This is a genomic window from Marinococcus sp. LNSP9103-4, assembly GCF_056034345.1.
Map to the genome: position 1 here is coordinate 151,393 of NZ_JBQLIA010000002.1, position 15,473 is coordinate 166,865.

Annotated in this window: 15 protein-coding genes and 1 other annotated feature; of the genes, 2 read left to right on the forward strand and 13 right to left on the reverse strand. The window is 48.7% G+C overall.

The window, feature by feature from the left end; genetic code table 11:
- Window positions 1-29: 29 nt before the first annotated feature.
- The 11 genes from greA to ACTRXG_RS02280 all read right to left on the reverse strand — a co-directional run bounded on the left by greA (window position 30) and on the right by ACTRXG_RS02280 (window position 11,874).
- Window positions 30-506 (reverse strand): transcription elongation factor GreA, encoded by a 477-nt coding sequence (greA, locus tag ACTRXG_RS02230; protein WP_474261746.1) that lies wholly within the window; start codon window positions 504-506, stop codon window positions 30-32.
- 60 nt (window positions 507-566) lie between these two features.
- Entirely contained in the window at window positions 567-1,238 is a 672-nt protein-coding gene (locus tag ACTRXG_RS02235) for an O-methyltransferase (protein ID WP_474281925.1), read from the reverse strand.
- A 20-nt stretch (window positions 1,239-1,258) separates the two neighbouring features.
- Window positions 1,259-2,359 carry an endolytic transglycosylase MltG gene (mltG, locus tag ACTRXG_RS02240; protein WP_474283901.1) on the reverse strand — a complete coding sequence of 367 codons (1,101 nt, stop codon included), beginning with the start codon at window positions 2,357-2,359 and terminating at the stop codon, window positions 1,259-1,261.
- Between the two features lie 110 nt (window positions 2,360-2,469).
- Window positions 2,470-2,760, reverse strand: coding sequence for a DUF1292 domain-containing protein (locus ACTRXG_RS02245; protein WP_091611995.1), 291 nt, complete (start codon window positions 2,758-2,760; stop codon window positions 2,470-2,472).
- 17 nt (window positions 2,761-2,777) lie between these two features.
- On the reverse strand, window positions 2,778-3,203 hold the full coding sequence (ruvX, locus tag ACTRXG_RS02250) for a Holliday junction resolvase RuvX (protein ID WP_091611998.1): 426 nt from the start codon (window positions 3,201-3,203) through the stop codon (window positions 2,778-2,780).
- Window positions 3,200-3,469, reverse strand: coding sequence for an IreB family regulatory phosphoprotein (locus ACTRXG_RS02255; RefSeq protein WP_322525937.1), 270 nt, complete (start codon window positions 3,467-3,469; stop codon window positions 3,200-3,202). Before ACTRXG_RS02255 ends, ruvX begins: the two co-directional genes overlap by 4 nt.
- 138 nt (window positions 3,470-3,607) lie before the next feature.
- Window positions 3,608-6,250, reverse strand: a complete 2,643-nt coding sequence (gene alaS / locus ACTRXG_RS02260) for an alanine--tRNA ligase (protein ID WP_474283903.1) — start codon at window positions 6,248-6,250, stop codon at window positions 3,608-3,610.
- A gap of 66 nt (window positions 6,251-6,316) precedes the next feature.
- Window positions 6,317-6,521, reverse strand: a binding site (T-box leader).
- A gap of 37 nt (window positions 6,522-6,558) precedes the next feature.
- Complete coding sequence (gene recD2, locus ACTRXG_RS02265; protein ID WP_474281936.1) at window positions 6,559-8,853, reverse strand: SF1B family DNA helicase RecD2; 2,295 nt, start codon at window positions 8,851-8,853, stop codon at window positions 6,559-6,561.
- Between the two features lie 9 nt (window positions 8,854-8,862).
- Window positions 8,863-9,525, reverse strand: coding sequence for a tetratricopeptide repeat protein (locus tag ACTRXG_RS02270; protein WP_474261739.1), 663 nt, complete (start codon window positions 9,523-9,525; stop codon window positions 8,863-8,865).
- 100 nt (window positions 9,526-9,625) lie between these two features.
- Window positions 9,626-10,723 (reverse strand): tRNA 2-thiouridine(34) synthase MnmA, encoded by a 1,098-nt coding sequence (gene mnmA, locus ACTRXG_RS02275; protein WP_474283905.1) that lies wholly within the window; start codon window positions 10,721-10,723, stop codon window positions 9,626-9,628.
- Window positions 10,720-11,874, reverse strand: coding sequence for a cysteine desulfurase family protein (locus tag ACTRXG_RS02280; RefSeq protein ID WP_474283907.1), 1,155 nt, complete (start codon window positions 11,872-11,874; stop codon window positions 10,720-10,722). The genes mnmA and ACTRXG_RS02280 overlap by 4 nt, the downstream gene beginning before the upstream one ends.
- Before the next feature lie 162 nt (window positions 11,875-12,036).
- Between ACTRXG_RS02280 and ACTRXG_RS02285 the strand changes: the two genes are divergently transcribed.
- The gene (locus ACTRXG_RS02285) at window positions 12,037-12,636 is read left to right on the forward strand and encodes a hypothetical protein (protein WP_474261736.1); all 600 of its coding nucleotides are present in this window, start codon (window positions 12,037-12,039) and stop codon (window positions 12,634-12,636) included.
- 34 nt (window positions 12,637-12,670) lie between these two features.
- Here ACTRXG_RS02285 and ACTRXG_RS02290 read toward each other — a convergent pair whose 3' ends face one another.
- Together ACTRXG_RS02290 and cymR are read right to left on the reverse strand one after the other, a co-directional pair.
- Window positions 12,671-13,393 (reverse strand): hypothetical protein, encoded by a 723-nt coding sequence (locus tag ACTRXG_RS02290; RefSeq protein ID WP_474261735.1) that lies wholly within the window; start codon window positions 13,391-13,393, stop codon window positions 12,671-12,673.
- Between the two features lie 92 nt (window positions 13,394-13,485).
- A complete protein-coding gene (cymR, locus tag ACTRXG_RS02295; protein WP_027847299.1) occupies window positions 13,486-13,905 on the reverse strand; it encodes a cysteine metabolism transcriptional regulator CymR in 420 nt (139 codons plus the stop codon).
- A gap of 221 nt (window positions 13,906-14,126) precedes the next feature.
- Between cymR and ACTRXG_RS02300 the strand changes: the two genes are divergently transcribed.
- On the forward strand, window positions 14,127-15,410 hold the full coding sequence (locus ACTRXG_RS02300) for a replication-associated recombination protein A (RefSeq protein WP_474283909.1): 1,284 nt from the start codon (window positions 14,127-14,129) through the stop codon (window positions 15,408-15,410).
- Window positions 15,411-15,473: the final 63 nt, after the last annotated feature.

Below are 15,473 nucleotides of genomic sequence, written 5' to 3' on the forward strand. Positions count from 1 at the left end.
TTTAAGTTTTCATTGCTGCCGAACGGCTTTTAGGCGATTTCAATAATCTCGACTTCAATGTCCCCGCCCGGTGTCGAAACCGTCACCTGTTCACCAATCTGGCGTCCGAGCAGACTTTGGGCCATTGGGGAATCGTTGGAAATTTTTCCTTCCAGCGGATCAGATTCTGCACTTCCAACAATCGTATAGCTTTCTTCATCGCCGTTTGGCAGTTCTTTAAACCGTACTGATTTTCCGAGCGACACTACGGAGTTATTACCTGTGTCTTCTTCAATGATAGCAGCATTTTTGAGCATCTGCTCAATCTGGCTTACGCGTCCTTCTACAAAGGCCTGCTCATCTTTGGCAGCATCATACTCCGAGTTTTCGGACAAATCGCCAAAGCTTCTTGCAATTTTTATGCGCTCTACGACTTCCTGGCGCCGCTCCGTTTTTAAATATTCCAGTTCCTCTTCAAGCTTCTTTCTGCCTTCTTCTGTCATAAAATGCTGTTTTTCTTCTGGCATATTTTCACCCCTCTATTCAGTATAAAAATGTATCATATTTCGGCTTATTTTTATAGTATTTTACGTTATACTACCGGTTGCTTCCGGAAGCAGAACACTTACTGCCACGCCGTCACCAACAGGGAAAATATTGGTGCGAAAGTCTTTTCTTTCCACCAGCCAGCGGTTGTACGCCCGAATTTTTTGCACCATCGGCTGTAATCGTTCAGGTATATCTGCTTTCGGGTCAGCGACCAAACCGCGGAATAAAACGTTATCACTAATAATAAGCCCTCCTGGAGCCAGCAGTTGCTCGCACAATTGAAAATACCGCTGGTACTGGCCTTTGGAAGCGTCTATAAATACCGCATCAAACGTCGTTTTTTCTGAAAATTCTTCCTGCAGGTTTAAAGCATCACCAAGAACAAACGTAGTCTGCTCCTGCCAAGGACTTTTAGCCCGGTAATAAGCTGCACGCCTGTAGCGTTCTTCGTCTTTTTCCACCGATACTATGGACGTTTCGGGAAGCGCAGCTGCCATTCGCAAAGCAGAATAACCAATCGCCGTTCCAATCTCGAGAACCGATGCCGGTCTTTTTAACTGAAGAAGTTCGATCATAAACTGCAGGGCCTCTTCATCCATAACCGGCACACGGTCGCGTTCCGCTTCTTCAATCATTTCTTCAAACCACGTCGGCGGCCCGATACCCAACTCTTTCCGGTACTCATAAAAGTGGTTGTTTATGTCCGGCATTTTTTCGCCCGCTTTCTTAGCTATTGATTCTCCCATTCGCTTTCATACTTTCTCTGGGTGCGTGTATGCTGCTCGTACGTTTCATTGTAAATAACTTCTCCGTTCGGGCGGGCATAAAAATATAACGCCTCCGTATTTTCAGGATTCAAAGCTGCCTCGATCGACTGTATACCCGGGCTTGCAATTGGCCCAGGCGGCAGGCCCCGGTTTCGGTAGGTGTTGTACGGCGAAGTCACCTGCAAATCATTGAAGGAAGTACGAAGCCTGTGTTCACCGAGCGCATATGCCACCGTAGGATCCATCTCAAGACGCATATTTTTCCCAAGCCGGTTTTCGATCACTCCGGCAATAGGAGCCCGGTCCTCTGCCCGTCCCGCCTCCCGTTCTACAATAGAAGCAATGGTCCATATTTCACGGGCAGTCCATGGACTGTTAGTGATTTGATTCGAAAATTCTACCATAGTTTCGTTTGTTCGTTCAATCATATCCTTCACTACTGCTTCGGTACCCGGGGAGTCACCATAATATTCATACGTCTGTGGGGATAAATAACCTTCCAGTGTGTAGCGCACGCCATTTTCATTATTTGACTCCCTGATAAATGAATAAGATTCACTTAGGGAACGAATGAACGCGTCATCGGTGACGGTTTCCATAAACTTTTCTTCTGAAAAATCAGCATTCTTCGCACTGATTCGTGCTATCTGCTCCAGAGACCGGCCTTCCGGAATAGTGATGGAAACTACCGGTTCCTGTGCCTGCTGCCCGGCTTCAAGCGTACGGGCAATTTCTACGGCACTCATCGAAGCAGATAGCCGGTATGTACCGGCTTTCAGGCTGTCCGGCCGTAAGTAACTGTAGTATTGAAACACAACAGAGTTTCTGATCAGCTGCTGCTTTTCCAAATACTCAGCCGCAGCTTCCGTGGAGGCGCCCTGTTCAATAACGACGGTTTGTTTTTCCCCGTCATTTTCCGCTGCCGGAAAAAGCATGTACAGCACATATATGAGAGCCGAAGCGGCACTCATCAAAAATATTGCCCCCAGGAAATAAAGTGCCGCCTTTCCTTTTTTCTTTTTAGAAGTGCGGCGCCCGGCATATGAATATATGAGCGTTTTCATGAATGGATGTTCTCCTCTTAACTGCCTCACTTAGCTGCAGGGCAGATATAATGATAAAGAAAAACACCGGAAGAAGATCCGGTGTGCTTCCTTTACGGTTAGAACAGGTTCTACTCCATCTCGTTAGCACTGTAAGTGTTTACCATTTCTTCGACCATTTCCCATTCTTCGTCAGATTCGATTGGGAAAAGGTTTATATCCGACTCGTCCCCTTCGCCTTCTTCCTCATAGCGGAAAGCAAAAACCTCCACTTCGTCATTGTCAGCTTCACTTGATGGAACCACTACAATGTAGGACTGCTCACTCTCATCTGCGTCGAATGTAAACAGGATGTCAAATAAATGTTCATTGCCATCCTCATCGGGTATGACAATTCTTTCTTTTTCTTCTTCTTCAGCCATTTTATTTCACCTCTTTGCTATAAGTTTGATTGATGGTCCAAATAACTCTGCAAAATCATCACAGCTGCCATTTTATCTACGACTTTTTTGCGCTTTTTTCTGCTGACATCTGCTTGTAACAGTGTGCGTTCTGCCGCCTTCGTTGTCAATCGCTCATCATACATGGCTACAGGCAGCGAGGAAAATTCTTCAAGATTCTCTGCGAATGCCTGACATTCCTTCCCCCTGCCCCCAATCGTTCCGTCCATATTTTTAGGAAGGCCGACTACAAGCTGCTCGATTTCATTTTCTTTAACCAGTTCAAGAATACGCGGAAAAGCTTCGTCCGGCTCTGTCGTTTTTAAATGAATCGTTTCTACACCCTGGGCTGTCCAGCCCAGCGCGTCGGAGATGGCAATCCCGATTCTTTTTTTTCCGACATCGATACCAAGCGCTCTTTTCACGAGGATGATTGGTGATCCTTCAAATAGTGTCGAATTAATTCTTCAATTAATTCATCCCGCTCGAGCTGGCGGATGATCGTTCTTGCTTCTTTATGACGGGGGATATAGGCCGGATCGCCTGAAAGCAAATATCCCACGATTTGGTTGATTGGATTATACCCTTTTTCCTCAAGCGCTTCATACACGCTGAGCAGAACTTCTTCGGCCTTCGGGTCGGAAGAATCTTCTTCTCGGTTAAAACGTACGGTCCGGTCGTTCGTATCCAATTCCTCCACCTCCTCGGATGACTTTTCACGAAAGGTCATTTCATAAAAAGCAGAAGGGAGGAGAAGCTCCCTTCCTATACTGTGGTAATTAATACGATTACTGTATAGACGATTATATTGTACATGAGATAGGGGTGTTTAGGAAAGGGTTAAGATAAAGTTCTTCGCTTCTTCTAACGCTTCCCCAAGCTTCTCAGGCTGTTTCCCTCCTGCCTGAGCCATATCCGGGCGGCCGCCTCCGCCGCCTCCGCATATTTCCGCTGCTTTTTTCACAATATCTCCTGCTTTGTACCGTTCAGTAAGATCTTTCGTTACTCCGGCAATAAGCTGTACTTTTTCCCCTTCCGACGTTCCAAGCACGACAATACCGCTTCCAAGCTTCTGTTTGAGTTCATCCACCGTCTGCCGCAGTGTATCTTTATCTGCTCCTGGAAGTTCTTTGGCAATCACCGGAATACCGTTTATTTCTTCTGCCGCGTCTGCAAGATCCCCGGCCTCAAGATTACTCAGCTTCTGCGACAGCGATTCATTTTCCTTTTGAAGGCTTCTAATCTGCTCCTGCAGAGCTTCTGCACGCTGCGGAATATCTTCGATGGCACGGGCCCGGACGATGCTGCCTGTTTCTTCAAGCAGCTGCATTCTGCTTTCAAAGTATTCATACGCATACTGGCCAGTAACAGCTTCGATGCGGCGGGTACCGGCGCCAATTCCGGATTCTCCTGTAATCTTGAACACCCCGACTTCAGAGGTGCTGCCGACATGGCAGCCGCCGCACAGTTCAACGCTGTAGTCGCCGATCTGTACTACGCGAACTCTTTCCCCGTATTTTTCACCAAATAATGCAGTGGCCCCCATCTGCTTCGCTTCATTGATTCCTTTTTCTTCAATCAGCACCGACACGTTGGACCACACTTTTTCGTTTACAAGGTGCTCGATCCGCTTTATTTCCTCCTCGGTGACCTGTCCGAAATGGGAAAAGTCAAAACGGAGGCGGTTATCTGTCACAATCGACCCTGCCTGATTGACATGCTCACCCAGCACATCTTTAAGAGCCTGATGCAGCAGGTGGGTCGCCGTATGGTTTTTAATAATACTTCTTCTCGTATTTTCTTCGATGGACGCTCTTACATGCATTCCCTTGCGAAGCGAGCCTTTTTCAATTCGTGCCGTATGAAGATGCTGGCCGTTCGGAGCTTTCTGGACATCTTCCACTACCGCTTCCATTCCTGCGGCTTCATTTACGATCGTGCCGCGGTCTGCCACCTGGCCGCCGCTTTCCGCATAAAACGGGGTTTTTTCCAGGATAAACTGCACCTGTTCTCCGGCGCCGACCGTATCCACGAGTTCTTTATTGTGAATCAGCGTCTGAACGCTTGTTTCCACGTCAAAATGCTCGTAGCCGACAAACGTGCTCTCTGTGTCGATATCTGTCAGAAGTGACTCCTGAGTCTGCATCGAACCGCTGTCTTTTCTCGCCGCACGGGCCCGGCTCCGCTGGGCCTCCATTTCCACTTCGAATTCTTCATTGTCTACCGCGAATCCTTCGTCTACTACGTATTCTGCCGTTAAATCAGGCGGGAAGCCGTACGTATCATACAGGCGGAATACATCTTTACCGGAAATCACTGTTTCACCTTTATTACGAGCTTTTTCTGTTACCTGCCTCAGCATTTTCAGCCCGTCGGTCAGCGTTTCATGAAAACGTTCTTCTTCGGTTTTTACCACACGTTCAATAAAGGACTGCTTTTCGCGGACTTCTGGATAATAGTCTTCCATAATTTCGCCCACGACACCTATCAGTCTGTGCATGAACGGCTCCTCCTGACCGAGCCAGCCGGCATAGCGTACCGCACGGCGGAGCAGACGGCGCAGAATGTATCCGCGTCCTTCATTGGACGGGAGGGCCCCATCCCCGATGGAGAAACTGACAGTCCGGACGTGATCGGCAATCAGACGAAAAGCAATGTCCTGCTCTTCATTTTCCCCGTACGTTCTTCCGGATACTTCTTCTACCTTTCGGATTATCGGCCGGAAAAGATCGGTGTCAAAATTGGTCGGCACGTCCTGAACGAGGGTGACGAGCCGTTCAAGCCCCATGCCAGTATCAATGTTTTTCTTTGGAAGAGGGGTGTACGTATCATCAGCGTTATGATTAAACTGGGAAAATACGAGATTCCACACCTCTAAATAACGCTCATTTTCTCCTCCCGGATACATCTCAGGATCCCGGGGATCATCTCCCCAGCTGTCTCCACGGTCATAAAAGATTTCCGTATTTGGCCCGCTCGGTCCCTGGCCGATATCCCAAAAGTTTTCTTCGAGACGGATAACCCGTTCTTCTGGAAGGCCGATAATTTCTCTCCAGTACTGGTATGCTTCGTCATCCTCCGGATGAACGGTAACCGACAGCCTATTTTCATCAAAGCCTATCCAGCGCTCTGACGTTAAAAATTCCCATGCCCATTCGATAGCTTCTTTTTTAAAATAGTCGCCAATCGAGAAATTTCCGAGCATTTCAAAAAATGTGTGATGGCGCGTCGTTCTTCCAACGTTTTCAATATCGTTGGTCCGGATGGACTTTTGCGCATTCGCAAGTCTCGGATTTTCAGGAATCACCCGTCCATCAAAGTATTTTTTCATCGTAGCTACCCCGCTGTTGATCCATAAAAGCGTCGGATCCTCATGCGGAACGAGCGAGGCGCTCGGCTCAATTGTATGTCCTTTTTCCTCAAAAAAGTCCAAAAAGCGCCGCCGGACTTCAGTAGATGTTAATGCTGGCATTATTGATCAGCCTCCCGTGAGTTTTTTCATTTCGTTTAAATCTCAATAAAAAAACCCGCCCCTGAAAACAGGGACGAGTGTACTCGCGTTACCACCCTGGTTGCCGCATAAAAAAACACGGCCAACTCAGCATCCGTAACGTGGATGATCCGGCAGGGTTTGCCTGCACTCCGGAGCAGCGTTCGGGCGGGTTGTTCTCCGGCAGTTTCAGCCGCTGCTGCCGGTCTCTGTGAGAATATATCCACCGTACTCGTTCCATCACTGTTTTTGTTATTCTGTTTCAGTTATATAGGAAACCGTATTTTCTGTCAAGCCTGCTCCTCCGGATCCTCCTCCCGGTTCTTCAGGCGTTCCCGAAGATGCGAATAGCGTTCATTTTTTGACTCCTGCTTTACGGCATACATAAATGCTTCTTTTTCCCCGCAGAGAATTAAATAGTCCTTTGCCCGTGTGATCGCTGTGTACAATAAATTACGGCGCAGCATCCGCCGGTAGGACATCAGCATCGGTACGACTACGATGGGAAATTCACTTCCCTGCGCCTTGTGAATAGAAGTGCAGTAGGCAAGAGTGATTTGTTTAAGATCCTGGCGTGTGTAGCTGACTTCCTTTTCGTCAAAGGAAAACACAATCTGCATTTCTTTATCAACAGTTTCTTTTGCTTCAAAGACCGTTTCGAGTACACCTTTGTCCCCGTTATATATACCTTCCTCGCCGTTGTTTACAAGCTGAAGAACGATATCATCCTTCTGGTAAACAGCGTCTCCGAAGGTTACACTTCGTTTTTGAGGCGTCCGGGGGTTAAACATTTCCTGCAGCCGTTCATTCAAGGCGTGAATTCCTGCCTCTCCCCGGTACATCGGGGCAAGCACCTGAATATCCATCGGATCGTAGCCCTTGCGAATGGCACCGGCACACGTTTTCTCCACCACATCGGCAACCTGAGTTTTCGTGCATGGGAAAAACCGCCGGTCTTCAAACGGCTGTTCAAAATCGTCCGGCAGCCCGCCCTCCTTCATTGCATGGGCCAGCTCTACAATCGAGGACTGATTCGTCTGCCTGTACACAACCGACAAGCTCACAGTCGGTATAGTACCGGCTTCAAGCAAATCTCCAAGCACCTGGCCCGGTCCTACCGAAGGAAGCTGATCCTCATCCCCAACGAACACGACCTTCATTCCTTTCGGGACCGCACGGATCAGCTGATTGGCCAGCCACATGTCCACCATCGATACTTCATCGACAATCAGCAGCTCCCCTTCGAGAGGCTCATATTCATCCTTTTCAAACAGCTCGTTTTCTCCTTCCCCGCTAAACCCAAGCAGCTTATGAATTGTCACTGCCCGCAGGCCGGTGGACTCCTTCATCCGCTTCGCCGCCCGGCCGGTCGGGGCAGCAAGCAGTACAGGGAAGGGCTTCTTGCCTGAATATTCGGAAGGGTCCAGAGAAACATCATAGAGCGAGGCGTACACTTCCACAATAGCCCGGATGATCGTGGTCTTTCCGGTCCCCGGTCCGCCTGTAAGCAGCATTACCGGCTCTTCCATAGCCGTTTGGATTGCTTCCTTCTGCTGTTCGGCATACTCAATATCAAACTTTTCTTCTACTTCTCCGAGAGCCTGCAGCAGGTCCGCCTGGGAATATTCTTTTTCTTCCGCTTCTTCCTGCAGTTTATGCACCCTGCCAGCAAACCCTTTTTCCGCAAAATATAAAGAGGCGATATAAACACGATCATCGTCAATACGCACCCGTTCTTCATTTACAAGCTCCTGCAGGACGAGCTTCAGCTCCTGCTGATCAATAGTAACGGCAGGGTCGGCAAGCAGCTGCTCTGCGCTGTCAAGAAGCTGCTGCTTCGGGATATACACATGGCCGTCCTGCATCGTGCGTTCATACAGTTCAAACAGCACTCCCGCCTTCAGACGGCTTGGGTCATTTTTTTGGATGCCGGTGTTTTCTCCGAGCCGGTCCGCTTTTGTAAAGCCGACCCCGTCCACATCCCAGACGAGCTGGTAGGGATCATGCTGAATAATATCAAGGGTCCGTTCGCGGTACTGATTGTATATTTTCACGCCAAGGTCCGTACCGAATCCGTATCGTACAAGAAGCGTCATCGCATGCTCCATGCCCTGATTTTCGAGCATGGCGGTGCGGATTTGTCTGCGTTTTTCTTCATTCAGTCCGGGAATTTTTTCGAGGGCTTCCGGGCGCTCGAGAACCTCATCAATTACTTTGGCCCCAAAGCGGTCGACCAATTTTTCCGCTGTCTTCGGTCCGATGTACGGGAAGCGGTCACTCGATAAATAGTCGATTAACGCTGAGCGTTCGGTCGGTATTTCCTTTTGATAAGAGATGACCTGATACTGGGTGCCAAACCGCGGATGCTGTTTAATCTCGCCGTTAAAACGATACCGTTCATTTGCCTCCACCGTTGGAAGAATGCCGACGATGGTCGTTGTGCTTTCTTCAAAGGCAGGTATCGATTCTTTAATTTTCACTTTCGCTACTGTGTAGCCATTTTCTTCATTCCGAAATATAACGTGCTGCACCGTTCCGAGGACGTAGGGCTCGAGCAGTTCCTGTTCATCGTGTCCGTTCTCCATAGCACAACCTCACTTTTCGCTTAGCAGCTGTTGAACCTGCTGTCTGCCGTTCTCTGCCAATGCGTGTTCAGGCTCTGCTTCAAGTGCTTTCTCGAAGAAGCTGAGAGCTTCCTCCGCCCGTTCATTAAACAGAGCAGCCACTCCCAGATTATAGTGGGCATCGGCATGATCCGGATCCTGCTCCACCACTTTTTTAAATTCTGCTTCCGCCTGATCAACTTCCTCCTGCTGGGCAAGCGACAGGGCGTAATAATATCTGGCTTCGGCATCCGATTCGTCGAGCTCCACCGAGCGCTTGAAATTAGCAATCGCATACGGAAGACGGTCGGACTGCAGATAGCTCAGTCCGAGCATGAAAAACAGACTAGAGTCTTCAAGTCCCTGCTGCTGAGCTCCTTTGTACATCGTAATGGCCTCAGCGTACTCTTCCCGGTTATATAATACATTCCCAGCCCCGTAATAGGCTGTGGCTGCTGTTTCATCAATCTGCAGTGCTTTCGTGAAAAAACGGATGGCTTTATCATCTTCACCGGCTTCTGCAAGCAGATTACCGAAGTTTATGTACGCGACAGGGTCATTCGGTTCCGATTCCATCTGCTCATTCAAAAGCCTTGCTGCTTCTTCAAAATCCCCGTTTTGCAAATGCTCCATTGCCTGCTGATTTTTATCCATACTATCATCCTTTTCATGTCTTGTTTCTGTATTATTTCACGATCCCGGGTGATTGAAAAGCCTTACCGGCAAACAGCAAGAACCAAGAAAAAGGAAAACGTTACGTTGCAACGCTTTCCTTCATCATCGCTTCTTCTATTGTTGCACCTCCAAGACACACATCCCCGTCATAAAAGACTACAGCCTGTCCCGGAGTCACTGCGCGCTGCGGTTCATCAAACTCTACGAGCAGTTCTCCATTTGTTTTTTGATGGACGGTAACGCCCTGGTCTTTCTGGCGGTACCGGAATTTCGCAGTGCAGGAAAATGGAAAGGCTTCCGGCTCATGAATCCAGTTAGGCTCAGAGGCAGTCAGCTGCTCGGAATACAATCGCTTATGATTGCCGCCCTGTCCGACAATCAGAACGTTACGTTCCATGTCTTTGTCCACGACAAACCATGGTTCCCCGGAGCCGCCGATACCAAGCCCCTGGCGCTGGCCGAGCGTGTAGTACATCAGCCCGTCGTGGCGGCCCTTCACTTCTCCTTCAGGGCTTTCCATGTCGCCCGGCTGGGCTGGAAGATACTCCTGCAGGAAATCCTTGAAATTCCGCTCTCCAATGAAGCAGATCCCGGTGCTGTCTTTCTTTCCAGCCGTTTCAAGGTCCCGCTCTTCCGCCATTTTACGGACTTCGGATTTATCGTACTCTCCGAGTGGAAACAGCACACGGCTCAGCTGTTCTTCGCTTAACTGATTTAAAAAATACGTCTGGTCCTTGTTGCTGTCCACACCGCGCAGAAGATACGTCCCGCTTTCGGTGTGTTCAACACGTGCATAGTGCCCGGTCGCGACGTAGTCTGCCCCGAGATTAAATGCGTGGTCGATAAACGCACGGAACTTAATTTCTTTGTTGCACATCACGTCAGGATTCGGGGTACGGCCAGCTTTGTATTCTTCCAGAAAGTACGTAAAGACCCGGTCCCAGTATTCTTTTTCAAAATTCACAGCGTAATAGGGGATGTCTAATTGGTTGCATACCGCAATTACGTCTTCATAGTCTTCCGTTGCCGTACACATCCCCGATTCATCTGTATCATCCCAGTTTTTCATGAAAATACCTATCACTTCATAGCCCTGCTCTTTTAATAGAGCGGCCGTAACGGAGGAGTCCACTCCCCCGGACATTCCTACCACAATCCGTGTCTCTTCATTGGTCATTTCAAAGCCTCCTTTTCCTTCATTTTCCGGCTTATTTTCGCAGCTGCCTGCGCCGTGGTTTTCATATCTGCCACGGTGTTTCCGTACCCAAAGCTGAACCGGACGGATTCATAGATACGTGCGTCTTTGCCGTACATTGCTTCAAGGACGTGAGACGGTTCTACAGTGCCGGCAGTGCATGCCGAACCGCTTGAAACGGCTACGCCTTCCATATCCATCTGCACAAGAAATGATTCGAGCTGAATTCCTGGGAAATACACATTCAAAATATGCGGACTTTTTTCTGCATGCCCGCCGTTAATTTGATAAAAGACCCCGCTGCGGTCAAGCTCAGCTAAAAATGCCGCACTGAGCGATTCCAGCTCCTGCCGGCGTTTCTCCAGACTGTTCATCTGCAGCTCAGCGGCTTTGGCAAAGCCTTCGACGGCGGCTACGTTTTCCGTGCCTGCCCGGCGTTTTCTTTCCTGTTCCCCGCCCGTCAATTCCGGACGAATTTTGGTGCCCTGACGAACGAATAAACCTCCTGCTCCTGCAGGGCCGTTAATTTTATGAGCCGTCATTGTTGCCATCGTTACCGGTGTTTCTTTTACGTCAAACAGCAGCTGTCCATAGGCCTGCACCATATCAGTATGGAAGGCAACACCTTTTTCCGAAAGCTTTTCAGCAGCTTCATGTACAGGCTGGACCACTCCTGTTTCATTGTTCACATACATTAATGAAACCAGTATTGTCTTCTCAGTCACTGCTGCCATAATTTTTTCCACCGAAACAATGCCCTGCTCGTCGGGGCGTACGTATGTGACCTGAAATCCTTCTTTCTCAAGCGCCTGAGCCGTATGCAATACAGCATGGTGCTCAATGGCACTTGTCACCAGGTGGTTTCCTTTTTCCTGGTTGGCATGCATAAAACCGCGGAGCGCCAGGTTGTTACTTTCTGTGCCTCCGCTCGTCCATACAATCTCCTTCGGACTTGCATTTATAGATGACGCTACCGTACGGCGGGCCCCGTCGAGTCTTTTCCTGGCCCCGCGGCCGTACTCGTGGACACTCGAAGGGTTTCCTGCCGGCTTTTTCATAGAATCGATCATAGCTTCAGCCACTTCTGGATGAAGCGGCGTAGTGGCCGCATGATCTGCATATATAGCGGGCATATTTCTTCTCCTCCTAATGGAGTTATTTCATATAATCGGAATAACATTATTTTTTACATTAACAAATAGGAGTTTTTTTGTCTATTTCCTTGCCTGCGCTTTCGTTTCCCGTGTAATATGTATTTTGTTTCCTATTATTTTATGAAAGTGCGGGATGTGTGAGTGAAAAATGTTTGGATGCTCCGGCCTTTACCTAACGGCACCAACCAGCTGCATAATTTTTTAGAGTATGATTTTATCGCTATTGGATATTCCATCGGAAAATCCCTGAATGGCCTCAGCTATGAAAAAATCAAAAAGGAACTGGCCCGCTTTGATATGGATGAGGGAGCCACGAATGTGTACAATTTTATTTCCCAGATGAAACTGGACGACCTCGTGATTGTGCCGGACGACAACAACCGTGACGTATATTTCTGCACGGTCACCTCGCAGTACATTTATGTCCCAAACGTTGATAACCAGAAAAAGGGCCTCGGCTATCCCCATCAGAAGACCGTCAGCTGGTTTTTCAACAAAGAGCCGCTTAACCGCAATGATTTCAGTAAAGAGCTGCAGGCCTCCCTCCGCTCGCCAAAAACCATCACAGACTTAACCCATCACCTCGATGTGCTGAATGAAATCATTTTTGATGTAGCGTTTATCAGCGGCGGCGTGCTGAAGGGCAAAGCGATTGAAACGGTCAGGGAGATGCTTGAAGAGCATCAAACGGTCGATACCCGGCTACGGGCGGCCGAGCTTGCGCTTAAATACGATCTTTAATTAGAAATGTTTGCTTTTTTATACGCAGCCGCGCTTACCAATTAAACAGCAGCTTCAATATTTCTGTTACGACAGTATAGATGAATGCTGCCCATAAAAAGGTCGGCAGATGAGCGGATTCTTCTGTCGGCATTTCTTTTTTCAGCACATTAAATATCATCGCGCCCGCAATGACCGCAAACGTAATAGCCAGGACAATTTCCGGCAGCGTAAACACAATGGCAAATATCCAGCCAAATAAAATACCTCCTGCCAGATAATATCTGCCTCGCTTATACCGGCCCGCATCCTCCCGGTGCAGATCATGCGAGATAGCCATAAAATGAAGCCCAATTGCCACCCCGTAAAAAACTGTCTGCAGTCCCTGAACGTCGGATCCGAACACTGTGTAGGCGACCATACTATTATACAGGGCAAAAAAGGCAATTTGAATCCAGAAAAACTGCCCCTCCCCTCTGCTCGTAGAATGATAGGCCCGCACCGCAATATTGTGAATAACAAAGTAAATGATAAGTCCCACCAGGCTGAGCAGATAAAATTCCGACTCAAACGTCAAACCCCGAAAAGAACTTTCACCATATTTGCTTTGTTCATCATGCAGATACGGAAGTATGTACACAAAAATAAACGCGACGGCCACCCCTCCGGAAAATGACAGCCAGCTGAAACGACCGATCTTTTCGGATGATATTAATTTATCTGCGAATAGCTGGATAAGTAAAAAGATTACAACAACGATAATATTTTCTACGGCCACGGCCATTCCCCCTGAAAAATTTATCATAAAAAAATCTCCATGCCGGATGCGGCGTGGAGATTTCGCATGTATACTTTTCATACCTTCAAGAGTTAGATATAAAACATATAATTTTCCTGTTCTTCGTCGCCCTGATACTCCGCCAGATAATCAAGCGTAGTACTATCGAGGACATCCTTCACAGCATCCCGGATTTTCAGCCATAGGTCCCGTTTAGCCGGCTCTTCGTCATCGAGGACCTCGACCGGGCTGATTGGGCCTTCAAGGACACGGATAATATCGCCCGCCGTTATGTCAGCCGGTTCTTTAGAAAGCATATAGCCACCGTAGGCCCCCCTCACACTCTTCACGAGGCTGGCGTTTCGAAGCGGAGCAATCAGCTGCTCCAAATAATGCTCGGAAAGATTATGATCCCGTGCGATGGATTTCAGGGATGTAGGGCCGCTCCCATGCTTTCTCGCAAGCGCCATCATAATCGTCAGTCCGTATCTGCCTTTAGTTGAAATTTTCAATGCCGTCATCCCTTCCTGTCAGGCCTGTGAGTACCTGTTACATCTTCAATGATTCTGCTGATTGGTTAGTTGCTTTGTCATTTGGCTGCCCAGCTTCTAATGCTGATAAAAACAGTTGGAATTAATGTTAGTATATCATAACTGCGGTGTGCTGTTCATCCTCCTATAAGAGAAAACATGATACAATTTCAACGTGAACTGTTTACGAAAGGAGAAACTACATGTCATCCAAACAGCCTCTTGCCTACCGGATGCGTCCTGGTTCTATCGAAGAAGTCTCCGGCCAGGAGCATATTCTCGGGGAAGGCAAAATGATTGCGCGTATGGTGGAAACAAAGAAACTTTCCTCCATGATTTTATACGGCCCGCCGGGCACAGGAAAAACATCGATCGCCTCTGCCATCGCAGGAAGTACAGATATTGCCTATAAAAAAATGAACGCCGTTATGAACAATAAAAAGGATATGGAACTCGCCGTGCAGGAAGCCAAAATGTCAGACCAGTTGATTGTTATTATGGACGAAGTGCACCGGCTCGATAAAACGAAACAGGACTTTCTGCTTCCCTACCTTGAGAGCGGATTGATTATCATGATTGGAGCTACTACTGCCAATCCCTACCACGCTATTAACCCGGCAATACGCAGCCGCACACATATATTTGAGGTGCTGCCGCTTTCCATACCAGAAATGAAGCAGCTGATCGAACGCAGTCTCCGTGATCCAAAGAATGGGATGGGCGCGTACCAGACAGAAATAACCACGGAGGCACACACGCATCTGGCCGAAGCGGGCGGCGGCGATGTGCGTGCTGCGCTTAACGCGCTTGAGCTTGCCGTGCTCAGCACGAAGCCGGACGATGACGGAATCATCCGCATTACTCAAAGGGTGGCGGAGGAATGCATTCAACAGAAGCGTTTCACTCACGATAAAGACGGCGACCACCATTACGATGTGCTTTCCGCCTTCCAAAAATCCATTCGAGGCAGTGACCCTGACGCCGCGCTTCATTACCTCGCCCGTTTAATTGAAGCCGGGGACTTAATCAGCATCGGCCGCCGGCTTATCGTCACTGCCTATGAGGACATCGGGCTGGCAAACCCCCAGGCGGGTCCGAGGGCCCTTGCTGCTGTTGAAGCTGCCGAGCGGCTGGGCTTCCCGGAAGGAAGAATACCGCTTGCGGATGCCGTCATAGAGCTCTGCCTTTCCCCTAAATCAAACAGCGCTTATAAAGCGCTTGATGCAGCGCGGGAGGCGATGCTGAAAACAGGCACGCCAGGCATTCCCTCCCATCTCCGGGACTCCCATTACAAAGGGGCCGGTGCTCTTGGCCGCGGCAGCGAGTACGAGTACCCGCATAATGACGAGCGGGGATGGGTGCCGCAGCAATACCTGCCGGACAAGCTTAAAAACGAGCAGTATTACGAACCGAAAAACAACAGCAAATTTGAAAAAGCCCTGGCGGACGTGTACTACCAGATCAAACCAGCAAAGAAGAAAATATAAGCGGCCTGCTGTGCCGCCTGTCGAATCGGGGTTTACACCAAAAAGACGCCTTAAGTACAGGCG